A 22,675-nucleotide genomic window follows, 5' to 3' on the forward strand; every position below is an offset into this window, starting at 1 on the left:
GTTGGAAATGCATTGAATGCGAGCGTTGTCAGGCGGCTGCGTTGGCCGCGCCTCGCATGTATTCCTCCAGCGCTGCCGCCTCGCCCGGCGTCAGCTTCAATCCCAATTTCGTGCGCCGCCACAGCACGTCCTCGGCGTGCCGCGCCCATTCCTGCGTCATCAGCCACTTGACCTCGGCCTCGTAGAGATCGGCGCCGAAATGGTGGCCGAGACCGGCCTCGTTCGACGCCGATCCCAGAAGTGCTGCGGCGCGCGTGCCATAGAGGCGCACGAGGCGACGCGCATGCTGGGGCGCAAGGAAGGGATATTGCTTCCGCAGTCTTGCGACTTCGTCGGCATAACCCTGGGCGGGAAAATCGCCGCCCGGAAGCCTGGAGCCGGCGGTCCATTTCGAACCCTTGACGCCGATCGCCTCGCCGATCTTTTCCAGCGCGGATTCGCCGAGGCGGCGATAGGTCGTGAGCTTGCCGCCGAAGACGTTGAGCAGCGGTGCCGCACCCTTGTCACCCTCGACCCGCAGCACGTAGTCGCGCGTCGCTTCCTGCGCCTTGCTGGCGCCGTCGTCGTAAAGCGGGCGAACGGCCGAATAAGTCCAGACGATGTCGTCCTTTTCCACCGGCTCAAGGAAATACTCGCTTGCTGCCCGGCAGAGATAGTCGACCTCCGCGTCGCTGATGCGCACCTCGCCCGGATTACCGGTGTAGTCGCGGTCGGTGGTACCGATCAGCGTGAAGTCTTCTTCGTAAGGGATGGCGAACATGATGCGGCCATCCGGGTTCTGGAAGAAATAGGCGCGCGGATCGTCGAACTTCTTCTTCACGACGATGTGGCTACCCTGAACGAGGCGGACATTGTGCACGTCGTTCTTGCCGAGCGCGCCCGAGAGAACCGCGTCGACCCAGGGGCCGGCAGCATTGATGAGCATGCGGGCCTTGAGCGTCTTGCGTTCGCCGGTTGCCTGGTTCTCGGTTTCGATGGTCCAGAGCCCACCGTCGCGTCGTGCGGCGACGACGCGGGTACGGGCCATGATGACGGCGCCGCGGTCGGCAGCGTCGCGGGCATTCAAGACCACGAGGCGGGCGTCGTTGACCCAGCCGTCGGAATATTCGAAGGCCTTGTTGAACAGGCGCTTCAGCGGTTTGCCGGCGGGATCGCGGTTCATGTCCAGCGTCGCCGTTGCCGGCAGCAGCTTGCGGCCGCCGATATGGTCATAAAGGAAGAGGCCGAGGCGGATGAGCCAGGCCGGGCGCAGGCCGCCCTTGTGATAGGGCAGCACGAAGCGCATCGGCCAGATGACGTGCGGCGCCATCGCCCACAGCACCTCGCGCTCCATCAGCGCTTCGCGCACGAGGCGGAATTCGTAATGTTCGAGGTAGCGCAGGCCGCCGTGAATGAGCTTGGTGGAGCCGGAGGACGTGCCGGAAGCGAAATCGTTCATTTCGGCCAAGGCGACCGAGTACCCACGGCCGACCGCGTCGCGCGCGATGCCGCATCCGTTGATGCCGCCGCCGATGACGAAGACGTCGTAGATTGCCTGCTCTGACACTGCTGTTTCCCCTCCACATTTCGCGATGCACAAATTGATGCATCAGCGAAAGTGAAATCAGTTAAAACGAAAACATATCGAATGTCAAACGAATGCTCCCCGAATCTTTAGGGGTGGCTAAATCTCCCGTTTCAGGCGTCGGTTTCGATCAGGCGAACGTCCTGTTCAACACAGATTTTCCTGACGTTTTCGAGCGTGCAGCGGTCGGTGATGAAGGTCTGGACCTGCGATATATGGCCGATGCGAACAGGCGCGGTTCTTTCGAATTTGGTCGAGTCGGAAACCAGAATGACATGGCGCGCATTGGCGATGATCGCCTGGGCGACTTTCACTTCGCGAAAATCGAAATCCAGCAGCGCGCCGTCATGGTCGATCGCCGAGGCGCCGATGACGGCGAAGTCGACCTTGAACTGCTTGATGAAATCGACGGCGGCCTCGCCGACGATGCCGCCGTCCGAGCCGCGCACGACGCCGCCGGTGATCACCACCTCGATCGAGGGGAAAACGCGTAAGCGATTGGCGACATTGATGTTGTTGGTGATGACCATCAGTTCCTTGTGGTCGAGCAGGGCCTCGCCCACAGCTTCGGTGGTGGTGCCGATATTGATGAACAGCGACGCGTTGTCGGGGATGAGTTCGGCGGCGGCCTTGCCGATCGCCTGTTTCTCCGGTGCCGCGATCTGGCGGCGGGCGTCGTATTTGACGTTTTCCTTGCCGCTCGGGAAGATCGCGCCGCCATGAATGCGGTTCAGGATCTTGGCGTCGCAGAGGTCATTCAGGTCCTTTCGGATGGTCTGCGGCGTGACGGAAAAGCGCTGCGCCAGCTCCTCGACCAGTACCCGGCCCTCGCTTTTTGCCAGTTCCAGGATCTCCTCCTGCCGACCGGTCAAATACATTCCATCCTCCCCATTTTCGTTTTGTTTCATAATATGCAAAAACGAAAGCCGCGCAATTTCAGAATCGGCGTTTGCGGCGAAATTGCTTTCGCAGCGGGTCCAGGGTGTCGGCGCGCGTTGCATTCGCTACGGCGATAGGCGACCCTGCCTTAGGAGTGAAGAGGGGAAAGACATGTTTCATCCGGCCTTGTTCAAGGGCATGACCGTCGTGATCACCGGTGCCGGGCGCGGCATCGGGCTCGAGGTTGCCCGGCAGTTCCTGGATTGTGGCGCGCATGTACTCGTCCATGCCGGCCGGTCGATCGGCGACCTGCCCGATTTTCTCGAATCTGCGGCGACGGAAGGCCGGGCCTATGTGGCGACGGCAGACTTTCTCGCGCCGGATGGTGTCGAGGGGCTGGCCGACGTGGTGCGCAGCCGCTTCCAGAGCATCGATATCCTCATCAACAATGCCGGCACGATGGTCGGCCGCTTCCCGGCGGCGGAGCTGTCCGACGAGCAGTACCAGACCGTCGTCCAGCTCAACCAGACCGCGGTCGTCGAGATGACGCGGGCGATGCTGCCGCTGTTGCGCAAGGGTACGCATCCGGCGATCGTCAACACCGTCTCGATCTCTGCGGTTACCGGCGGCAGCGCCGGATCGTCGATCTATTCGGCGACGAAGGCGTTCGTCTCCACCTATTCCAAGGCCTTGGCGCGGGAACTCGCGCCCGATGGCATCCGTGTCAACTGCGTTTCGCCGGGGACGATCACCACCGAATTCCACGAGCGCTACTCATCGCCGGAGAAGCTGGAGGCGACCCGCAAGACCATTCCGCTTGGTCGGCTCGGGACGGCGGAAGACTGCGCGCCCGCCTATCTCTTCCTCGCCTCGCATGCGCTGTCGGGCTACATCACCGGGCAGGTGCTGGAGGTGAATGGCGGGCAGCTGATCGTTTGAGCGGTAGATGAAGTCGGCTGCCCCTCATCCGCCTACCGGCACCTTCTCCTCGCTTGCGGGGAGAAGGAAGGCTGCGGCGCCCGCTCGCGTCCCCACTCCATTCGGGCCTGCATCATGAAGGGGCGACCTCGCGAAGCGCCGCGTCCCGCAAGCGGGAGAGGGTTAGGGGCAGAGCCACAACAACTGAAGGCCGGACATGATCGACAAGCTGGAAATGTTCCTCGTTCTCGCCCGCGAAAGGCATTTTGGTCGCGCGGCGGAGGAGTGTGGGGTGACGCAACCGACGCTGTCGGCGGCCATCCGCCAGCTTGAGGATCAGCTCGGCGTCATGCTCGTCAGCCGCGGGTCGCGCTTTCAGGGCCTGACGCCCGAGGGCCAGCGCGTACTCGAATGGGCGCGGCGCATCGTCGGCGATACCCGCACCATGCGTGAGGAGATGCGGGCGGCGCGCAAGGGTCTTTCTGGCCATATCCGGCTGGCCGCGGTGCCGACGACACTTGCCATGGTGCCGATGATCACGGCGCCATTCCAGGAAAAGCACCCTGATGTCACCTTTTCCGTGCTCTCGACGACGTCGGTGCAGATCCTGGCGCTGCTCGAAAATCTCGAGATCGATGCGGGGCTCACCTATCTGGAGAACGAGCCGCTCGGCCGGGTGACGAGCGTTCCGCTCCAGGTCGAGCGCTATCACCTCGTCACCGCCGCCGGAACACCGCTTTCGGAGCGGGAAAGCGTGACGTGGAAAGAGGTTAGCGACGTTCGGCTTTGTCTATTGACGGCCGATATGCAGAACCGCCGCATCATCAACCAGCATTTTTCGGAGGCCGGTGCCGTCGCCAAACCGACGCTCGAATCGAACTCGATGATCGTGCTTTTTTCGCATGTGCGCACCGGTACCGCTGGGCCAGCATCATGCCATTCAACGTCGCGAAATCATTCGGTTTTCACGAAGATATCCGGATGATCCCGATCGTCGATCCGGACGCTCGTCACACGGTCGGCCTGGTTGCGACGCATCGTGAGCCGTTTACGCCGCTGGTGTCGGCCTTGCTGCACGAAGCACGCATTCTCGGCGAGCGAAATCAGGCTCAATAGATTTTTTCTATCGATCGACGGAACAGCCTTATTGACCCATGCGGCCATAAGCGCGAAGCTTTTTGATCATGGCCGGAGACCGCCGAGGAACGGCCTTCGCCAGAAGTGAAATGTCGGCTGGGCCGGTCGTCCGTTTCGGGTGCTGCGGCCTCGCCCATGAGCCGGGAGGGCTCCCGTTGAACATCCATCAGCCGCGCGCCGATATCGCGGAAACCACGCTCGCCATCGTCGAGGAGCTGAAGAGGCTGGAAGGGCCCTTGCTGCCGATCCTGCACGAACTGCAGGAAGAGTTCGGCTATGTGCCGCAGGAATGTCTTCCGGTGATTGCCCGCGAACTCAACCTCTCGCGCGCCGAAGTCTATGGGGTGATGAGCTTCTACCATGATTTCCGCGATCACCCCGCGGGGCGCCACGTGCTGAAGCTCTGTCGCGCCGAAGCCTGTCAGTCGATGGGCGGCGACCAGCTGGCCGAGCGCGCGAAGCGGCTGCTCGGCATCGATTTTCACCAGACGACCCCGGATGGCGCGGTGACGCTGGAGCCGGTCTACTGTCTCGGGCTCTGTTCCTGCGCACCCTCCGCCATGCTGGACGGAGAGGTGCATGCCCGGGTCGATGCCGCCGATCTCGAAGCGCTCGTTCAGGAGGCGCGTCGATGACCGCAAAGATCTACATTCCGCGGGACGCCGCGGCCGTGGCGCTCGGCGCCGACAAGGTAGCCAAGGCCATGGCCGAGGCGATCGGCGCACGCGGCCTCGACGCCACGATCGTGCGCAACGGTTCGCGCGGCATGCATTGGCTGGAGCCGCTGATCGAGGTGGAAACGGCTGACGGCCGCGTTGCCTATGGCCCGGTCAAGGCACATGACGTTTCCTCACTGCTCGATGCCGCCCTGCTCGACGGCGGCGATCATGCCCTCTGTCTCGGGAAGACCGAGGAGATCCCCTTCCTGAAGCAGCAGACGCGGCTGACCTTTGCCCGCTGCGGTATCATCGATCCGCTTTCGCTCGACGATTACCAGGCCCATGGCGGGCTCGCCGGTCTGCGCAATGCCATTGCCATGGCGCCGCAGGACATTGTCGCGCAGGTGACCGAAAGCGGCCTTCGCGGCCGTGGCGGCGCAGGCTTTCCGACCGGCATCAAGTGGAAGACCGTTCTCGATGCGGCGGGCGATCGGAAGTACATCGTCTGCAACGCCGACGAGGGCGACAGCGGCACCTTTGCCGACCGGATGATCATGGAAGGCGATCCCTTCGTGCTGATCGAGGGCATGGCGATCGCCGGCATCGCGACCGGCGCGACCAGGGGCTTCATTTACACCCGCTCCGAATACCCGCATGCGATCGCGGCGATGGCTGAGGCGATCGAGATCGCCCGCAAGGCCGGCGTGCTCGGCACCTCGGTGCTCGGTTCCGGTCGGGCCTTCGATATGGAAGTGCGCGAGGGCGCAGGTGCCTATGTCTGCGGCGAGGAAACGGCGCTGCTCAATAGCCTCGAAGGCAAACGCGGCATCGTGCGGGCCAAGCCGCCGCTTCCCGCGCACAAGGGCCTCTTCGACTGTCCGACCGTGATCAACAACGTGATCTCGCTCGCCTCCGTCCCCATCATCATGGACAAGGGCGCCGCCTATTACCGCGACTTCGGCATGGGCCGGTCGCGCGGCACGATCCCGATCCAGATCGCCGGCAACGTCAAGCATGCCGGTCTCTACGAAACCGCCTTCGGCCTGGCGCTCGGCGAGATCATCGATCACATCGGCGGCGGCACGGCGAGTGGCCGGCCGGTCAAGGCCGTGCAGGTCGGCGGTCCGCTCGGCGCCTACTTCCCGCGGGCGCTGTTCGACACGCCGTTCGACTACGAAGCCTTCGCCGCGCGTGACGGCCTCATCGGCCATGCCGGCATCGTTGTGTTCGACGACACCGTCGACATGCTGCACCAGGCGCGCTTTGCGATGGAATTCTGCGCGGTAGAAAGCTGCGGCAAGTGCACGCCCTGCCGCATCGGTTCGACGCGCGGTGTCGAGGTGGCCGACAGGATCGCCGCCGGCATCGAGCCGGAGAAGAACCGCGAACTGCTCGCCGATCTTTGCAACACGATGAAGTTCGGTTCGCTCTGCGCCCTTGGCGGCTTCACGCCCTATCCGGTCATGAGCGCCATGACCCATTTCCCGGATGATTTTCAGCCGGCACCGCGCGTTCAAGCGGCGGAGTGAGGAAAAGACCATGTCTCTCATTCATGAAATCGACTACGGCACTCCGGCCTCCAAGTCCGAAAAACTGGTGACGCTGACGATCGATGGACGCGAGGTCACCGTGCCCGAGGGCACTTCGATCATGCGCGCGGCGATGGATGCCGGCATAGAAGTGCCGAAGCTCTGCGCTTCCGACATGATGGATGCCTTCGGCTCCTGCCGGCTCTGTCTTGTCGAGATCAAGGGACGCGCCGGCATGCCGGCCTCCTGCACGACGCCGGTTGCAGCCGGTATCGAGGTCTCCACCCAGACGCCGCGGCTAAAGGACGTGCGCCGCGGGGTGATGGAGCTCTACATTTCCGACCACCCTCTCGACTGTCTGACCTGTGCTGCCAATGGCGATTGCGAGTTGCAGGACATGGCCGGCGCAGTCGGCCTGCGCGACGTGCGCTACGGCTATGAGGGCGAGAACCACGTCACGGCGCGCAACAATGGCGAGATCAACGCCAAGTGGATGCCGAAGGACGAGTCCAATCCCTATTTCACCTACGATCCGGCCAAATGCATCGTCTGCTCGCGCTGTGTGCGCGCCTGCGAGGAAGTGCAGGGCACCTTCGCGCTGACGATCGGCGGCCGCGGTTTCGACAGCCGCGTTTCGGCCGGGATGGCGGAAGACTTCATGTCGTCGGAATGCGTCTCCTGCGGCGCCTGCGTCCAGGCCTGCCCGACGGCGACGCTCATCGAAAAGTCGGTGATCGAGATCGGCCAGCCCGAACATTCCGAAGTGACGACCTGCGCCTATTGCGGCGTCGGCTGCTCGTTCAAGGCGGAAATGCGCGGCGAGGAACTGGTGCGTATGGTGCCGTGGAAGGATGGCCAGGCCAACCGCGGCCATTCCTGCGTCAAGGGCCGCTTCGCTTACGGCTATTCCAACCACAAGGACCGCATCCTCAACCCGATGATCCGCGAGAAGATCTCCGATCCCTGGCGCGAGGTCACTTGGGAGGAGGCTTATGCGCATGTGGCCTCCGAGTTCCGGCGGATCCAGTATCAGTACGGCCGCGATTCCGTCGGCGGCATCACCTCGTCGCGCTGCACCAATGAAGAGACCTATCTGGTGCAGAAGCTGGTGCGCGCCGGCTTCGGCAACAACAATGTCGATACCTGCGCCCGCGTCTGCCATTCGCCGACCGGCTACGGCCTCGGCCAGGCCTTCGGGACCTCGGCCGGTACGCAGAACTTCGACAGTGTCGAGTTCACCGACGTCGCCGTCATCATCGGCGCCAACCCGACCGACGGCCATCCGGTCTTCGGCTCGCGACTGAAGAAGCGGCTGCGCGAAGGCGCCCAGTTGATCGTCATCGATCCGCGCCGCACCGACATCGTGCGCTCGCCGCATGTGGAGGCCGCCTATCACCTGCCGCTCCAGCCCGGCACCAACGTCGCGATCTTGACGTCGATCGCCCATGTGATCGTCACCGAAGGCCTCGCCAACGAACAGTTCATCCGCGAGCGCTGCGACTGGTCGGAGTACGAGGATTGGGCCGCCTTCGTCGCCGAGCCCTACCATAGCCCGGAGGCGACCGAAGCCTATACCGGCGTGCCGGCCGATCTCGTGCGGGGCGCGGCCAGGCTCTATGCCACCGGCGGCAACGGCGCGATCTATTACGGTCTCGGCGTCACCGAGCACAGCCAGGGATCGACGACGGTCATGGCGATCGCCAACCTCGCCATGGTCACCGGCAATATCGGCCGGCCGGGCGTCGGCGTGAACCCGTTGCGCGGCCAGAACAACGTGCAGGGTTCCTGCGACATGGGTTCGTTCCCGCACGAGCTGCCGGGCTACCGCCACATCTCCGACGATGCGACTCGCGAAACTTTCGAGAAGCTCTGGGGCGTCGAGATCTCCAACGAGCCGGGCCTGCGCATCCCCAACATGCTCGATGCCGCGGTCGACGGCACCTTCAAGGCGCTCTACATCCAGGGCGAGGACATCCTGCAGTCCGACCCGGACACCAAGCATGTGGCAGCCGGCCTCGCCGCGATGGAATGCGTCGTCGTGCACGACCTGTTCCTGAACGAAACGGCCAACTACGCGCACGTCTTCCTGCCCGGTTCGACCTTCCTCGAAAAAGACGGCACCTTCACCAATGCCGAGCGCCGCATTAACCGCGTGCGCAAGGTGATGACGCCGAAGAACGGTTATGCCGACTGGGAGGTCACGCAGAAGCTCGCACAGGCCATGGGCCTCAACTGGAACTACCGCCATCCGTCCGAGATCATGGACGAAATCGCCGCGACGACGCCGAGCTTCGCGCTGGTTTCCTACGATTATCTCGAAAAGATGGGCTCGGTGCAGTGGCCCTGCAACGAGGCGCATCCCGAGGGTTCGCCGATCATGCATATCGACGGTTTCGTGCGTGGCAAAGGCAAGTTCATCCGCACCGAATATGTGGCGACGGATGAACGCACCGGCCCGCGCTTCCCGCTGCTTTTGACGACCGGCCGCATCCTTAGCCAGTACAATGTCGGCGCCCAGACGCGACGCACCGACAACGTCGTCTGGCATGCGGAAGACCGGCTGGAGATCCACCCGCACGACGCCGAGCAGCGCGGCATCCGTGATGGCGACTGGATCCGGCTCGCAAGCCGCGCCGGCGAGACGACCCTGCGTTCGCTGATCACCGATCGCGTCGCGCCCGGCGTCGTCTACACCACCTTCCACCACCCGACGACGCAGGCAAACGTCATCACCACCGACTTCTCCGACTGGGCCACCAACTGCCCGGAATACAAGGTGACGGCGGTGCAAGTGATGCCGTCGAACGGCCCGTCGGACTGGCAGGTCGACTATGACGAGCAGGCCCGCCAGTCGCGCCGGATTTCCGGCAAGCTGGAGGCGGCGGAATAATGCCTTTCGCTGCGACCGATCATGGCGACGTTTAGGACATCCAAGACCGTTCCCGAGGCCGCCCGCCGCAACGGCGCGCTTCGGGACGGTGCACGCGCCGTGCCGGAGGAGACGCCGGTCGCCTTCAGCTATGGTGGTTCGACCCATGCGGTGATGATGGCGACGCCCGGCGATCTCGAAGATTTCGCCGTCGGCTTCAGCCTGACCGAAGGCATCATTACCGATCCCGGCCAGATCGAAACGGTCGAGTTCGTCTCCGAGACGGTCGCCGGCAATCTCGGCATCGACTTGCAGATCGTGCTTCAGGACGAAGAGAACGACATGCTGCGTCAACGCCGACGGCACATGGCGGGGCCGGTCGGTTGCGGTCTTTGCGGCATCGAATCGATCGAGCAGGCGGTACGGCCGACGCCGGACGTTTCCCGTTCGAGACTGACGTTGTCGCAGGAGGACGTGGTTTCGGCCGTAGCGCTGCTCAATGGCCAGCAGCCGCTGCATTTCGAAACGCGCGCCGTGCACGGTGCCGCCTTCTATGTGCCGGGCCGCGGGCTGATCGCGGTGCGTGAGGATGTCGGCCGCCACAATGCGCTCGACAAGCTGGTCGGTGCCGCCGCACGCGCCGGCTTCAAGGGCAGCGAGGGCGCCGTGGTCGTCACCAGCCGCGTGTCCGTCGAGATGGTGCAGAAGACGGCAGTCGTCGGCAGCCCTGTGATCATCGCCATTTCGGCGCCGACGGCGCTTGCCATCCGCACGGCGGAAGCTGCGGGCATGACGCTGATTGCGCTCGTGCGCGGCGACGAATTCGAGATTTTCACCCATGCCGAACGCATCAAGTCCGGAGCTGCCGTCGATGTCGCATGACAATACCAACGCCAAGCTGATCTATATGGCGAACCAGATCGCCACCTTCTTCAAGAGCCAGCCCGAGAGCGAGGCGGCGCAGGGCGTTGCCACCCATATCAACAAGTACTGGGAGCCGCGCATGCGGCGCAAATTGTTCGAGCATATCGACAATGGCGGCGAGGGGCTGACGCCGCTGGTGCTGGAGGCGGCCGCAAAGATCAAACGTCCGGAAGCGGCCTAGCCTGCATTCCTTACCCGCCAGCGCTTTCTGCACGCTCATCGAGGGCGCGTTTTCCTAAGCGGGCACTCTCCTGAAAAGATTTAAGGGAAGGCGGCTACCGGTCGCCGCCTTCCCCATTCCCGAGCGCGGGGTGCAGGGATGTGCGCTCAGAAATTCTGCCAGCCATCCGCGGCCGGCGCCGCGGCAAGGCTCGTTCGTTGACCGCCGCGCATGGCGCGGGCGGTGGCATGCAGGCGCGATGGCTGCGCGCGATCTTCGAGGTGGCGGTTCGCGTCGACGACCTGGGCCTGCTCGCCGTAGCGGAACTGCCGGAGCAGTTCGTGCAGGGCTTCGGCCTCGCGGGCCATGGCGTGGCTTGCGGCCGTGCTTTCCTCGACCATCGCGGCGTTCTGCTGGGTCGCCTGGTCCATCGAGTTGACCGCCTGGTTGATCTCCTTGAGGCCGGTCGACTGTTCCCGTGCCGCCTCGACGATCGCCGAGACGTTGGCGTTGATCTCCTGGACCTGGACGAGGATTTCCTCAAGCGCCGCCCCGGTCTGGCCGACCAGCGACACGCCGTTCTTGACGTGTTCGGTCGAGGTGCCGATCAGCGACTTGATGTCCTTGGCGGCACTGGCGGAGCGTTGGGCCAGTTCACGCACTTCCTGGGCGACGACGGCGAAGCCCTTGCCGGCTTCACCGGCGCGCGCCGCCTCGACGCCGGCGTTCAGCGCCAAGAGGTTCGTCTGGAAGGCGATGTCGTCGATCACGCCGATGATGTTGGAGATTTCGCGTGACGACTGTTCGATCTGGTCCATGGCGCCGATCGCGCTCTTGACCACATTGCCGGAGCGCTCGGCACCGGCCTTAGTCTTGGCGACCAGGCCTCCGGCCTCCTCGGCGCGGCGGCTGGAGTCCGAGACGGTCGTGGTGATCTCGTCGAGCGCTGCGGCGGTCTCTTCCACGGAAGCAGCCTGTTGCTCAGTGCGCTTCGACAGGTCGTCGGCGGCAGCCCGGATCTCGCGGGCGCCGGAGGCGATCGCGCTGGCATTGTCGCCGACGGTTCGCATCGCCCCGCGCAGCTTTGCGGTGGCATCGTTGAAGTCGATCCGCACCGCTTCCATGCTTGGTACGAAGGGCGTGTCGAGGTTGCGCGTCAGATCGCCTTCGGCGAGCGCCCGCAGGCCCGCGCCGAGGCTGTTGATGGCGCTCATGCGCTCGCTGACATCGGTCGCGAACTTGACGACCTTGTAGACCTTGCCGCTGAAGTCGCGGATCGGGTTATAGGCCGCCTGGATCCAGATCTCCTTGCCGCCCTTGCCGTAGCGCACGAACTCGTTGGAAAAGAACTCACCGGCGGCGAGCCGCTTCCAGAAGTCGGCATATTCGGCGGTGCGAGCATAGTTGGGCTCGCAGAACATGCTGTGGTGCTTGCCCTGGATTTCCTGGAGGCTGTAGCCGAGCGCGGCGCAGAAGTTTTCGTTGGCGGTCAGGATCTCGCCCGATGGCGTGAACTCGATCACCGCCTGGGAGCGGGAGATCGCGTCGAGCTTGCCGGCATCTTCCGTGGCCCTTGCCTTGGCGGCAGTGATGTCGCTTGCGAACTTGACCACCTTGTAGGGCTTGCCGCCCCGAAGCACCGGGTTGTAAGTCGCCTGGATCCAGATTTCGCGGCCGCCCTTGGCGACACGCTTGTAGGCATTGGCGTCGAATTCGCCGCGGCCGAGCCGGGCCCAGAAGTCGCGGTATTCCTGCGTCTGGGCGTAGTCGGCGGGGCAGAACATGCGGTGGTGATGCCCGACGATTTCGCTGAGGTTGTAACCGAGTGCCTGGCAGAAATTCTCATTGGCGGTCAGGATCTTGCCGGTCAGGTCGAACTGGATGATAGCCTGCGACTTCGATAGCGCGGCGATGATCTGGTTCGCGTCTGCAATTTTTCCGAGAGCGAACATTGTAACCCTCTTCTCGTTTGTTGGCTCAAGCCGGGGGCTTCGTGCCTTCTTTGACAGGGTTTGCGGAGCCGAAGCGGCGCAAACTCCCGGACTAAGACAAATGCCGGCCTGCCGAAATATGTCTGGTCGTCCCGCGCCGGCCCACCGGGTCAGCGATTTAGTGCTTCGTGAGGGGAGTTCGAACTGGCGGGCTTCATGCCCAGGCGCCGTGTTTATGCAATCTAGGTTAGTGATATGACTATTAAGCAGGTGTTAAAATAGCAACTATCAAATTTCAGTTGTAAGAACTCGTAGATCCCAATTTTAGTTGAATTAGTTTCTCCTGTTTTTCTAAAGTATTGCCCTCCGGCTGAGCAAATAACCAACAAAAAAGCCGCCCGACGAGACGTCGGACGGCCTTGAATATCGCTGAGCTGTTGCTTTAGGCGGCCAGTTCCTCGACCTCGCGTTCCTTGAACATGCGGGCAAGGTTCAGGAAGCAGATCATGCCGGTTTCGTTGGCGATGATGCCTTCGGCGAAGCTCTTGTCGAAGGAGGCCGTCACTTCCGGCACCGGCTGCACCTGGCTGCCCTGGACCGTGAGGATATCCGACACGCGGTCGACGACGAGGCCGATGACCATGTTGTGCACTTCGGCGACGACGATGGCGCTGCGCTCGTTGGCGGTGGTCGATTTCATGCCGAGCTTGTGGGCGAGGTCGATGATCGGGATCACCGTGCCGCGCAGGTTCATGACGCCGATCACTTCCGGCGGCGAATGCGGGATAGGCGTCGAGGGCGCCCAGCCGCGGATTTCACGGATCGTCGTCGTCTTGACGCAGAATTCCTGATCGTGGAGGCGGAACGCAATGATTTCCAGCGTCTCGCCGTCGAACCCGGCCGTCCTGAGTGTGCTTGTCATCGAAGGTCCTTCCAGCTTTCCGGTCGACGCCTCTGGGCGCGACACCGCCATACTCCAGATCTCTCCGCATGGCTGACGGCGCATCAGGCGCGGTCAATGATCCGTAAAGGAGAGATCCTTCCAGTCCGCCGATCACATCCGGCAGGGCGCAGCTGCATCATGCGCGGAGGAACCGCTTTGCGCTTTGGGAAAGGACTATAGGCCGGGATTCGTTAAGACTTGCTTTTGCAAGTGCTTACGAAGATCTCGCCCCGGGCGTGACCCCGGGGCGGAAGCGATTTGCGATCAAGCGGAGGCGAGAACCCTGGCAAACTGTTCGACCGCCCAATCCACCTGCTCGGCGGTGATGACGAGCGGCGGCGCGATGCGGATCGTGTCGCCGTGGGTGTCCTTGGCAAGGATGCCGAGCTGCTTCAGCGCTTCGCAATACTTGCGCGCGCCGCCGGCTTCCGGCACCAGTTCCACCGCCAGCATCAGGCCGCGACCGCGCACTTCCTTGATGATGTTGGAACGGATGTCGGTGAGGCCCTTCTGGAAGCGCTCGCCCATCTTTGCCGAGTTCTCGATCATGCCTTCCTCGGTCAGCGCCTTCAGCGCCGCGCGGGCAATGGCGCAGGCAAGCGGGTTGCCGCCGAAGGTCGAGCCGTGCTGGCCGGGCTTCAAGACGCCGAGCACTTCGGAATTCGAAAGCACCGCCGAGACCGGATAAAAGCCGCCGGACAGAGCCTTGCCGATCAGCGTCACGTCGGCTTCGATCGCCTCATGCTCTTCGGCAAGCAGCTTGCCGGTGCGGCCAAGCCCGGTCTGGATCTCGTCGAGGATCAGCGTGATGCCGTGCTTGGTGCAGAGCTCGCGCACCGTCGTGAAGTAGCCGACCGGCGGGACGATGACGCCGGCTTCGCCCTGGATCGGCTCGACCAGGAAGGCGACGGTGTTTTCGTTGATCGCCGCACGGAAGGCGTCGATGTCACCGAAGGGTACGACCTTGAAGCCCGGCGCAAACGGGCCAAAGCCGGTGCGGGCGTCCGGATCGGTCGAGAAACCGACGATACCCATGGTGCGGCCGTGGAAGTTGTTGGAGCAGACGATGATCTCGGCCTTGTTCTCGGCCACGCCCTTGACCTCGTAGCCCCACTTGCGCACGGCCTTGACGGCGGTCTCGACGGCTTCGGCGCCGGAGTTCATCGGCAGCACCTTGTGCGAGCCGGTCAGCGCAGCGATCTCTTCGTAGAAATGCGCCAGCTGATCGTTGCGGAAGGCGCGGGAGGTCAGCGTCAGCTTCTGCGCCTGCTCCATCATCGCCTTCAGGATCTTCGGGTGGCAATGGCCCTGGTTCACGGCAGAATAGGCCGAGAGACAGTCGAGGTAGCGGTTGCCTTCCATATCCCAGACATAGACACCTTCGCCGCGCGAAAGCACCACGTCGAGCGGCTTGTAGTTATGGGCGCCGAGCCGGTATTCGGTTTCGATCAGGGCAGCCGTCGTGTTCATATATCGTCCTCCGGTGTTTCTTTGTCTGAGCGGGAAGAGGAAAAGTGTGCGCGGTTTTCCGCCCGCATCCCGCTTAGACTTATGAGAGCCGTTCACGCTTATGATCTTGGATCCAGTCGACCCAAGATCTCCGTGATCTAGGCGCTGCGGGTCGGCCGGTCGAGAACACGGCGGCCGAAGAGGCTCGCCGTCAGTTCGACCAGGATGCGCGCGCTCTTGCCGCGATCGTCGAGGAAGGGGTTGAGCTCGACGACGTCGAGCGAGGAAACGAGCCCGCTTTCCCAGAGCACTTCCATGATCAGGTGCGCCTCGCGGAAGGTGGCGCCGCCCGGAACGGTGGTGCCGACGCCCGGCGCCAGTTCCGGATCCATGAAATCGACATCGAGGCTGACATGCAGCAGGCCATTGGCGGCGCGGACCTCTTCGAGGATCTGGCGCATGATGTGAGCCATGCCGAGTTCGTCGACGGCGCGCATGTCGAAGACGCGCACGCCATGTTCTGTGATCTCTTCGCGCTCGCGGTCGTCGACCGAGCGGATACCGACCTGGAAGACCTTCTTCGGATCGACGAGCGGACGGTCCGACGGCAGGATCGGGGCGAATTCGGCCTGGCCGCAGAAGAAGGCGACCGGCATTCCGTGCATGTTGCCGGAGGGCGAGGTCGACGGCGAGTTGAAGTCGGCATGGGCGTCGAGCCAGAGCACGAACAGCGGCCGGCCGACGTCTGCGGCATAGCGCGCCATGCCGGAGACGCTGCCCATCGAAAGCGCATGGTCGCCACCCAGAATGATCGGGAAATGGCCCTTGCGCACGGTGTCGTGCACGGAATCATGCAGGGCGCGGGCGAAGGCTGCGACGATCTGCAGGTTGTTGGCGCCGGGATGGTTGGCGAGATCGCGCGCCGGCAGCGGCTTGACGTCGCCTTCGTCGTGAACCGTATGGCCGAGATCGCGCAGCACCGTATCGATGCCGGCGATGCGCAGAGCCGTCGGGCCCATGGCCGCGCCGCGTCGTCCAGAACCTTCCTCGATGGGTGCGCCGATCAGCGTGATGGTCGTCATGTCCGCCCGATTCCTTTTCAAGATAATTCCCATGTGATCCCGTCCGGGATGTGTGGATTATGGCCAAAATGGGCGTCAGCAAAAAGATGGAAAACTGCCGATTAGTGAGCTAGTTTCGACAGATTGCTAAGTCCGATTTTACAAAGTGGCAGACTATGGATGATCTCGACCAGGCGCTGATAAGCGCTCTGCGCCAGAATGCGCGCATTCCCGTTTCGACGCTATCGGAAATGACGGGCGTGTCGCGGGCGACGGTGGCGGCCCGTATCGACAGGCTGGTCGCCAATGGTACGATCGCCGCCTTCACCATCCGCACCGGTGCCGAAATCCCGGCCTCCGGGGTGCGCGCCGTGGTCATGATCGAGGTGCACGGCAAGATGGCCGATCGTGTCGCCGAGCAATTGCGCGGACTGCCGCAGGTGCGGGCGCTGCACAGCACCAATGGCCGCTGGGACTTCATCGCCGAGCTTCAGGACCGCGATCTCGTCTCTTTCGACGAAACGCTGCGGCGCATCCGCCTGATCGACGGCATCACCGTTACGGAGACGAATATCCTGTTGAAAACCAGCAAGATGACCGGCGCGTTCTGAGCATTTCTAGCCGCCCGAAGCGGTGAGGAAATTGCCTCTCAGAGTCGAATTGTTCTTGATTTGTTCTCGTGTTTCGCTATGATGGCCGCCTCACCCAAGATGGAGGATGTCATGGTTGCCAATGGCGGCAGGCTTGCCGATCGGCAGATCTGTGTGAAGCTGTTCGTCAGGCATGGCGACGAGGATCGCGCCATCGCCTTCTATCGCGAAGCACTCGGCGCCGAACTGCTGCAAAGGCATGAATGGCCGAGCGGCATTCTGACGAGTGCGGATCTGAGGATCGGGGAATCGGTGTTCCGTATTGCCGGGGCCAATCCGCGCCGCGATGCGGAACCCAAGCTTGGCGGGCCGCGCTCGCCGCATGCGCTCGGCACCACGGCGGTGATCCTGGAGCTGCATGTGCGCGACGTCGATCGCGTCATCGGCCGAGCGATCGGCGCAGGCGCAAGCCTTCGCAATGCGGCCGAAACCTTGTCGACGGGCGATCGCGTCGGCGCCTTCATCGACCCCTTCGGCCACATCTGGGCGTTGTTCAACGCTATGGAAGATGCCGACGTCGTCGATCTGAGCATCGAGGCCCGCAACGCCGCCTGAGGCGTTGCGGGCCCTTTCGCTGCCCGGGCATGTGCTCTGGGTGGATTTCATGCCTGCTGCCTGACGATCAGAAGAACTCGTCGAGCAGGCAGTAGAAGTCACGTTTCTCCGAATCGTCCTTGTCGAGGCCATAGCGGGTCAGAAACGGCTGAACCCATTCCTCGCCGAGATTGTGGACGATGCTGCGGCAGGCAAGAGCGATGTCCTGGTAGGGGTCGGCGACGCCCAGCCGGCTGCAATCGATGAAGCCGGAAAACCGGCCGTTCTTCTCGATGATGTTCGGCAGGCAGGCGTCGCCATGGGTGACGACGAGTTCACCGGGTTGGGGCACGCGCGCCTGCAGTTCGGCAAAGAGATCCGCCGCCGTTCGGCCGAGCCGCGTCTCGTCAAAGTCGCTTTCATCGATCACGCCTGCCTGGGTGCGCGCCTTCGCGATGGCGATGCGCTCTTCGATCCGGTGATCGAAGGGGCAGTTGGCGATATCCAGCGCATGCAGTTGCTTCAGCGCGTCCGCGAGGATGACGATTTGGTCCTTGGGCGAGAGCGCCGTGGAGGCGAGGTCCGTCCCTTGCACTGCTTGCAGCAGCAGCCAGTTCGTCTCCGCGCCGAAGGCACGAGCGATCACCCGCGGGCAGGGCAAGTCCTTTGATGCCAGCCAATCAAGCCGCGCCGCCTCGTCGACGAACTCGCTGAACGGGCCGGCTTCCTCGAGCTTCAGCACCAGCATGGGTCGATCGGGCGCCTTCAGAAGAAAGATGCTCGAGTCGGATTGCCCGAGCAGATCACGGTTCCACTGATAGCCAGCGACAAGAGGGCGGAATGGTTCGGGCAGTTCGGGACGCGGAAAAGAAGAGGGCAAGGCAATCACCTGAAAAAAGGAATGAAACAACGGGGCGCGCGGCCGCGCCTGGATGCCGATGTAGGTTTGGCAAAGTGGCATTTCCACGGAGCGGTCCCGCAAGTTTTGACGGCGCGTGCCGGTAAATCGCCTTTCACGGTGCGTCTTCGCCAAATCTCCATCAAAGCTTCGCAAAGCGCGCTCGGCTCGACCGCAAAGTCACCTTTTTAGAAGTGTTTCGAAGAGGTGCTCATGGGCGTGAACCACAATGAACTGCTGTCGGCGGCCGAATGCGCCGACCGTCTTGGCCTTACCATCCGCGCTCTCAAGGTCTATGAGGACCGCGGCCTGATCACGCCGCGGCGGACGGAGAAGAAGTGGCGGCTCTATGGTGCGGTCGAAATCGCGCGGCTGACCGAAATCATGGCTTTGAGGCGGCTTGGCCTTAGCCTCACCCGGATTACCGAAATGCTCGCCGGTACTGCGCCGGCCCTCGGACAAACGCTAGCCGTCCAGCAATCGGCGTTCTTGGACCTGCGCGACCGTGTCGAACACAGCCTGTCCTTGATCGATGCGGCGCTCCAGAAGATCGAGCGCGGCGATGCCCTGTCGATCGACGAACTCCTCATGCTCGCCCGAAAAACCGAGATGACCGGCCTGTCGCCTGACGCCGTCGCATGGAACCGCTACGAGCTGACGCGCCCACGCCGCGAGGTCTCCTTCGTCCCCGAGAATGGCTGGGCCTGAAACAGGCGCAAGAAGGGCAGCGCGCTCCGCGCCGATGACATGTGACCGATCACGGCTTCAGGCGCCGCCGGTGCCTCCAAAGGACCATAGTGAGTTTGCTGTCGAGCGGGCGACACAGGGGCTCTGGAGCCGGTGGATCGCGATCGACCCACCGGCTTCCTTGTGATGCGGGCGGGACAGGCGTGTTTACGCCCGCCGCCGCTCAATATTCCTTTTCGAAGAAGACGCCGCCCGAGGCCGAACCGTCGCCGGCGGCCGAGCCCTTGAGCTTCACGCCCTTGCCGACATCGAGATTGATGACCGCCTTGCTGGAGGCGGAATCGGAGCCCTGCTGCAGCTCGATATAGGTGCGGTCGTTGAGATACTTGCCGGCGCGCACGGAGGCGCCGCCATTCTCGTCGGTGGTGACGTCGAGATCGTCGACGCCGAGCTTGTTGCGCAGGCCGTCGAGCAGCGAGGTCGATCCGCCACCGGCAAGCTGGCTGACGGCCGAGGCGAGCTGGGCGATCTGGAAGGCCGAGAGGTTTGACAGCGACCGGTTGAAGATCAACTGCGCCAGGATTTCGTCCTGCGGCAGCGCCGGGGAGGAAGAGAAGGCGATCTGCGGATTGTTGGCGAGGCCCGCGACCGCGACGGTGATGGTGGTCGCGCCGACGCTGGAGGTCGCCTTGAGGTCGAGCGTCGGGATCAGGTCACCGCCAAAGCCGATATTGCCGTCGGTGAAGGTCAGGCGCTTGCCGAGGATTTCGAGCCGTCCGCGGCGCATCTCAAAGCCGCCGGAAACAATTGGCTGCACGGCGGTGCCACGGATCGTCAGGTCGCCGCCAAGCTCCGCGTCGATGCCGCGGCCGCGCACGAAGATCTGGTGGGCGTTGACGCCGAGATCGAAGGCAATCACGCCGCTGGCATTGGCACCTGCGGCCGGCACTTCGTCCTTGCGCAGGTCCTTGACCATCTTCCGCACCTTGGGCGGCGCATTCTTGTGCTTGATGTCGATGGCCGAAAGCGACGTCGGCAACTTCTCCGGAATGGTGATCGATGCCTTGCGGATCGTCACCTTGCCGCCGAGCGTCGGGGTCGCGACCAGGGGACCGGTCAAGGTCATCTCGCCGGCAACGTTGGCGTTGAACAGGGTGCCATCGACGTAGGTCGCGTTGTTCAGCTTGATCGTCAGGTTGGCCGGGAAGCCGGAACCGGGTACGGTGCCGACGGTACCGCTGGCTTCGACCGAGCCGCCGGTCGCGAGATTGGCCGAGAGCCTGGAGATCGTCGCCTGCTTGCCATCGAGCGCGACATTGGCGGTCAGGTCGTTGAGCGCCAGGTTGCGACGCACGTCGACGAGGCGCCCGCCTGACGTGGTGATCGTGCCGGCGATCTGCGGCGCCTTCGCGGAACCGGAGATTGCCACATCGACATTTGCCTGGCCCGTCAGCGTGAAGCCTTTCTCCGCCATCAGGTTGGCGATGAGGGCGAAGGGGACGTTGCCGTTGAACTTCATCGCGATCGGCATGTTGCCGCCGATGTCGACATTGCCGCCGCCCTTGAAGGAAAGTCCGCCGGCGCCCGAAAGCGTCGTATCGAGCGTCACTTTGTTGTTGGCAAACTTGCCGTCCGCCGTCACATCGAAGGCCGCAACGCCCGCGGTGCGGGCTGCCGCGAGCGAGGCGCCCGACCATTTGAGGTCGTAGGCGACGACCGGGGCGGACGCTGCGCCCTCGACATCGACGGTGCCGGCGATCGTGCCCTCGGCGCCGAGGTCCGGTGCGAAGGCGTTGACCAGTGCTGCGGGCAGGGCGTTGAGCTTCGCAGTGATGTCGAGCTTTTCGCCAGCCGTGCCGTTGACTGCGATCGTGCCTTTCGATGCCTGGATCGTCAGCGCGTTGAGACGGACGGTGCCGTTTTCGATGGCGATCACCGTCGGCTGCGCCAGTTTCAGGGCAATGCCCTTCGGCGTTGCGCCAAAGGATGCGAGGCGGATTTCGGTGCGGCCCTTGGCGCTCGCAAGGTCGCCCTTCATCGTCAGCGGTCCGCCGTCATATTTGCCGTCGACGGCAAAACCGGTGCGGCCGGCCTGTTGCTCGAAATCGACGGCAAGTCCGGAAACACGGTTTTCGCCCTGCGCCACCGTTTCGGCGCGGATGCTGCCCTTGATCGCCAGGGCCGCGAGGTCGGCGATGGTGATGTCGGCGGTCGGCCTGGAGATGGTCAGCTGGTCGCGTTTGATGCCGCTGCCGCCGGCCTTGACGACGACGGAGGTGATGCCGTTTTGGGTCTTGATGGCCGCCGAGCCGTTGAGGTCGCCGGAGGCCTTCTGCCCGGCCATGGCGGCCAAGAGGCCGAGATCGGGCAGGTCGAAGCTGACCGTGCCGTCCGGCTTGAAATCGGGGGTGAAGCTGATTGCCCCGGTCAGCTTGTTCTCGCCGATCCTGGCCTCGAGCACCGGGATTGCGGTCTGGCCATCCTTCGAGACGACGTCGGCCTTGACGTCGATGGCCTGGCCGTCGAGTGCACCGGTCGCCGTCAGGCTTGCCTGCGGGCTCGAAGGGTTGGCCTTGGCGTCGGCCTTGACGTTGAGGTCGCTGAGCGTGCGTCCGGCCAGTGTCGCGCCGCTCGACGTCAACTCGGCCTTGATGCCGAGTTCCGAAAGCGGGCCGGTCACGGCGGCGGTAAAGTCGGCCTTGCCCTTGGCATCGGCAAGCAGCTTGCCGAGATCAGGCAGGGTACCCCTAAGGTCGGCCGTCAGGTTGCTCTGCGCGAGCGCAACGGTGCCGGCGGCCTCGATCGTGCCCGACTTGAGCTCGAGGCCCTCCACGGTGACGCCGCCGTCGGTTGCCGTCTTCACTTCGCCCGAGAGTGCGATCGTGCCATCGAATTTCGCGGCGGCCGCCGGCGGCAACGCGTCCGGAACGGCGAAGAGCTTGAAGGCCGCGGAAACCGTGTTCTCGTCGCGATAAAAGGCGCCGGTGAGCGAACCGCCGATACCGGGGCTTTCGATCGTCACCGGGTTGAAGGCGATGTTTTCCTTCGTCACGGAGAGGATTGCGTCCACCTTCAGCGGCACCTGGACCAGGCGGGCGAGGTTGGGGTCGTTGAAGCCGGCTTCGCCCACCTCGATTGCCGCCTTCACCGGACCGGATTGCGCCTGGAGATTGAAGCCGTCGCTGCGTGCCGAAAGCTTGACTGCGCCGAGCGCCACGTCGGGCACCGCCAGGGAGGTGACGTCTGCGGTGAGATCGAGGATCGCGGCTTGCGCGTCGCCGATCAGCGAAAAATCGACGGCATTGATCTTGGCCTGCGCTTCACCCTTCTGCAGCGGCCAGCGGAAGTCGACAGGGCCGTTGGTGCCGGCAAGCCTGGCCTTGAGGTTGTTCTCGCCCTTGCTGTCGTAAGTACCGAAAGCGGCAAAGGAGAGCGCGCCCGTCGTCACATGAGCCTTGTCGACCTGAACCAGCCCCTGGTCGTTGAACGCGGCGGCGATGTCGAGACTGGTGTCACCCTCGAACATCGGGCGCAGCGCCGGCGGCATCAGCGAGCCGAAACCGCCGCCGCCGTTGACGGTCAGCCGGTGCATTCCGTCGGGCGTCTGGACGTGGCGACCGTCGAGCTTGAGAATTTCGCTGCCGTCGAGTGCGGCCGTGGCGCTGCCGGCCCAGTCGGAAAGCGGGCCTTCGCCGGTCAGCTTGATGTTGACTGCGGGCTCGTTGGGCAGGCGAAGCAGCTTTGCCAGTACACCGTTGTTCGGCTCGTCCACGGTCGCCTCGAGCTTCAGCTCGTTGCCCGCCGGATTGAAGACGATATCGGCAACCGCGCGCGCTTCCGGCCGGTCGCGCTGGGCGGCCGCAAGCTGAAGGGCGATGCTTTC

At 63.7% G+C, this 22,675-nt stretch carries 17 protein-coding genes and 2 pseudogenes; 11 read left to right on the top strand and 8 right to left on the bottom strand.

Translation table 11 applies throughout. The annotated features are described in order from the left end of the window. Positions 1-28: 28 nt before the first annotated feature. Both glpD and OVA00_RS20835 read right to left on the bottom strand, forming a co-directional pair. Positions 29-1,546, bottom strand: a complete 1,518-nt coding sequence (gene glpD, locus OVA00_RS20830) for a glycerol-3-phosphate dehydrogenase (protein WP_060586417.1) — start codon at positions 1,544-1,546, stop codon at positions 29-31. Between the two features lie 131 nt (positions 1,547-1,677). Next, entirely contained in the window at positions 1,678-2,442 is a 765-nt protein-coding gene (locus OVA00_RS20835; RefSeq protein WP_034802440.1) for a DeoR/GlpR family DNA-binding transcription regulator, read from the bottom strand. A 172-nt stretch (positions 2,443-2,614) separates the two neighbouring features. Here OVA00_RS20835 and OVA00_RS20840 point away from each other — a divergent pair, with 172 nt between their 5' ends. The 7 genes and pseudogenes from OVA00_RS20840 to OVA00_RS20870 all read left to right on the top strand — a co-directional run bounded on the left by OVA00_RS20840 (position 2,615) and on the right by OVA00_RS20870 (position 10,660). Continuing rightward, positions 2,615-3,382 (top strand): SDR family NAD(P)-dependent oxidoreductase, encoded by a 768-nt coding sequence (locus tag OVA00_RS20840; protein WP_089044358.1) that lies wholly within the window; start codon positions 2,615-2,617, stop codon positions 3,380-3,382. A 196-nt stretch (positions 3,383-3,578) separates the two neighbouring features. Next, positions 3,579-4,477 (top strand): annotated as a pseudogene (locus tag OVA00_RS20845) (LysR family transcriptional regulator). Between the two features lie 176 nt (positions 4,478-4,653). Beyond that, positions 4,654-5,133 carry a formate dehydrogenase subunit gamma gene (locus OVA00_RS20850; RefSeq protein ID WP_034802432.1) on the top strand — a complete coding sequence of 160 codons (480 nt, stop codon included), beginning with the start codon at positions 4,654-4,656 and terminating at the stop codon, positions 5,131-5,133. Beyond that, a complete protein-coding gene (locus OVA00_RS20855; protein ID WP_268089559.1) occupies positions 5,130-6,686 on the top strand; it encodes a formate dehydrogenase beta subunit in 1,557 nt (518 codons plus the stop codon). The genes OVA00_RS20850 and OVA00_RS20855 overlap by 4 nt, the downstream gene beginning before the upstream one ends. A gap of 10 nt (positions 6,687-6,696) precedes the next feature. Beyond that, on the top strand, positions 6,697-9,576 hold the full coding sequence (gene fdhF / locus OVA00_RS20860) for a formate dehydrogenase subunit alpha (protein ID WP_060586411.1): 2,880 nt from the start codon (positions 6,697-6,699) through the stop codon (positions 9,574-9,576). A 21-nt stretch (positions 9,577-9,597) separates the two neighbouring features. Next, complete coding sequence (gene fdhD, locus OVA00_RS20865; protein WP_110818910.1) at positions 9,598-10,437, top strand: formate dehydrogenase accessory sulfurtransferase FdhD; 840 nt, start codon at positions 9,598-9,600, stop codon at positions 10,435-10,437. Then, complete coding sequence (locus OVA00_RS20870; protein WP_034802422.1) at positions 10,427-10,660, top strand: formate dehydrogenase subunit delta; 234 nt, start codon at positions 10,427-10,429, stop codon at positions 10,658-10,660. Before fdhD ends, OVA00_RS20870 begins: the two co-directional genes overlap by 11 nt. 146 nt (positions 10,661-10,806) lie before the next feature. On the opposite strand, the gene OVA00_RS20875 is transcribed toward OVA00_RS20870, so the two are convergent. From OVA00_RS20875 to rocF, 4 genes are all read right to left on the bottom strand, one after another. Then, positions 10,807-12,591, bottom strand: coding sequence for a methyl-accepting chemotaxis protein (locus tag OVA00_RS20875; RefSeq protein ID WP_268089560.1), 1,785 nt, complete (start codon positions 12,589-12,591; stop codon positions 10,807-10,809). Positions 12,592-13,012: 421 nt separating this feature from the next. Continuing rightward, positions 13,013-13,492 (bottom strand): chemotaxis protein CheW, encoded by a 480-nt coding sequence (locus OVA00_RS20880; RefSeq protein WP_034803080.1) that lies wholly within the window; start codon positions 13,490-13,492, stop codon positions 13,013-13,015. Positions 13,493-13,777: 285 nt separating this feature from the next. Continuing rightward, positions 13,778-14,983 carry an ornithine--oxo-acid transaminase gene (rocD, locus tag OVA00_RS20885; protein WP_034802416.1) on the bottom strand — a complete coding sequence of 402 codons (1,206 nt, stop codon included), beginning with the start codon at positions 14,981-14,983 and terminating at the stop codon, positions 13,778-13,780. Positions 14,984-15,120: 137 nt separating this feature from the next. Then, positions 15,121-16,044, bottom strand: coding sequence for an arginase (rocF, locus tag OVA00_RS20890; RefSeq protein ID WP_060582860.1), 924 nt, complete (start codon positions 16,042-16,044; stop codon positions 15,121-15,123). 155 nt (positions 16,045-16,199) lie between these two features. Here rocF and OVA00_RS20895 point away from each other — a divergent pair, with 155 nt between their 5' ends. Together OVA00_RS20895 and OVA00_RS20900 are read left to right on the top strand one after the other, a co-directional pair. Further along, positions 16,200-16,634 carry an Lrp/AsnC family transcriptional regulator gene (locus tag OVA00_RS20895; protein ID WP_043614769.1) on the top strand — a complete coding sequence of 145 codons (435 nt, stop codon included), beginning with the start codon at positions 16,200-16,202 and terminating at the stop codon, positions 16,632-16,634. Positions 16,635-16,745: 111 nt separating this feature from the next. Then, positions 16,746-17,228 (top strand): VOC family protein, encoded by a 483-nt coding sequence (locus tag OVA00_RS20900; protein ID WP_034802409.1) that lies wholly within the window; start codon positions 16,746-16,748, stop codon positions 17,226-17,228. Between the two features lie 67 nt (positions 17,229-17,295). Here the strand turns inward: OVA00_RS20900 and OVA00_RS20905 are convergent, their stop codons facing one another. Further along, entirely contained in the window at positions 17,296-18,087 is a 792-nt protein-coding gene (locus OVA00_RS20905; RefSeq protein WP_268089561.1) for an APH(3') family aminoglycoside O-phosphotransferase, read from the bottom strand. Here OVA00_RS20905 and OVA00_RS20910 point away from each other — a divergent pair. Further along, a complete protein-coding gene (locus OVA00_RS20910) occupies positions 17,998-18,297 on the top strand; it encodes a hypothetical protein (RefSeq protein ID WP_268090393.1) in 300 nt (99 codons plus the stop codon). The two genes, OVA00_RS20905 and OVA00_RS20910, sit on opposite strands and share 90 nt — an antisense overlap. A gap of 21 nt (positions 18,298-18,318) precedes the next feature. Next, positions 18,319-18,813 (top strand): MerR family transcriptional regulator, encoded by a 495-nt coding sequence (locus OVA00_RS20915; RefSeq protein ID WP_051659627.1) that lies wholly within the window; start codon positions 18,319-18,321, stop codon positions 18,811-18,813. 202 nt (positions 18,814-19,015) lie between these two features. Here the strand turns inward: OVA00_RS20915 and OVA00_RS20920 are convergent. Continuing rightward, positions 19,016-21,817 (bottom strand): annotated as a pseudogene (locus OVA00_RS20920) (translocation/assembly module TamB domain-containing protein); the annotation flags it as partial. Between the last annotated feature and the right edge of the window lie 858 nt (positions 21,818-22,675).

Origin of the sequence: Ensifer sp. SL37, assembly GCF_026672675.1 — a bacterium.
GTDB lineage: Bacteria > Pseudomonadota > Alphaproteobacteria > Rhizobiales > Rhizobiaceae > Ensifer > Ensifer adhaerens.

Excerpts from the sequence above, each read along its gene's own strand:
- OVA00_RS20840 (WP_089044358.1), top strand. The coding sequence starts at position 2,615 with ATGTTTCATCCGGCCTTGTTCAAGGGCATGACCGTCGTGATCACCGGT.
- OVA00_RS20870 (WP_034802422.1), top strand. The coding sequence starts at position 10,427 with ATGTCGCATGACAATACCAACGCCAAGCTGATCTATATGGCGAACCAG.
- fdhF (WP_060586411.1), top strand. The coding sequence starts at position 6,697 with ATGTCTCTCATTCATGAAATCGACTACGGCACTCCGGCCTCCAAGTCC.
- rocF (WP_060582860.1), bottom strand. The coding sequence starts at position 16,044 with ATGACGACCATCACGCTGATCGGCGCACCCATCGAGGAAGGTTCTGGA.
- rocD (WP_034802416.1), bottom strand. The coding sequence starts at position 14,983 with ATGAACACGACGGCTGCCCTGATCGAAACCGAATACCGGCTCGGCGCC.
- fdhD (WP_110818910.1), top strand. The coding sequence starts at position 9,598 with ATGGCGACGTTTAGGACATCCAAGACCGTTCCCGAGGCCGCCCGCCGC.
- OVA00_RS20895 (WP_043614769.1), top strand. The coding sequence starts at position 16,200 with ATGGATGATCTCGACCAGGCGCTGATAAGCGCTCTGCGCCAGAATGCG.
- OVA00_RS20915 (WP_051659627.1), top strand. The coding sequence starts at position 18,319 with ATGGGCGTGAACCACAATGAACTGCTGTCGGCGGCCGAATGCGCCGAC.
- OVA00_RS20880 (WP_034803080.1), bottom strand. The coding sequence starts at position 13,492 with ATGACAAGCACACTCAGGACGGCCGGGTTCGACGGCGAGACGCTGGAA.
- OVA00_RS20855 (WP_268089559.1), top strand. The coding sequence starts at position 5,130 with ATGACCGCAAAGATCTACATTCCGCGGGACGCCGCGGCCGTGGCGCTC.
- OVA00_RS20835 (WP_034802440.1), bottom strand. The coding sequence starts at position 2,442 with ATGTATTTGACCGGTCGGCAGGAGGAGATCCTGGAACTGGCAAAAAGC.
- OVA00_RS20875 (WP_268089560.1), bottom strand. The coding sequence starts at position 12,591 with ATGTTCGCTCTCGGAAAAATTGCAGACGCGAACCAGATCATCGCCGCG.
- OVA00_RS20900 (WP_034802409.1), top strand. The coding sequence starts at position 16,746 with ATGGTTGCCAATGGCGGCAGGCTTGCCGATCGGCAGATCTGTGTGAAG.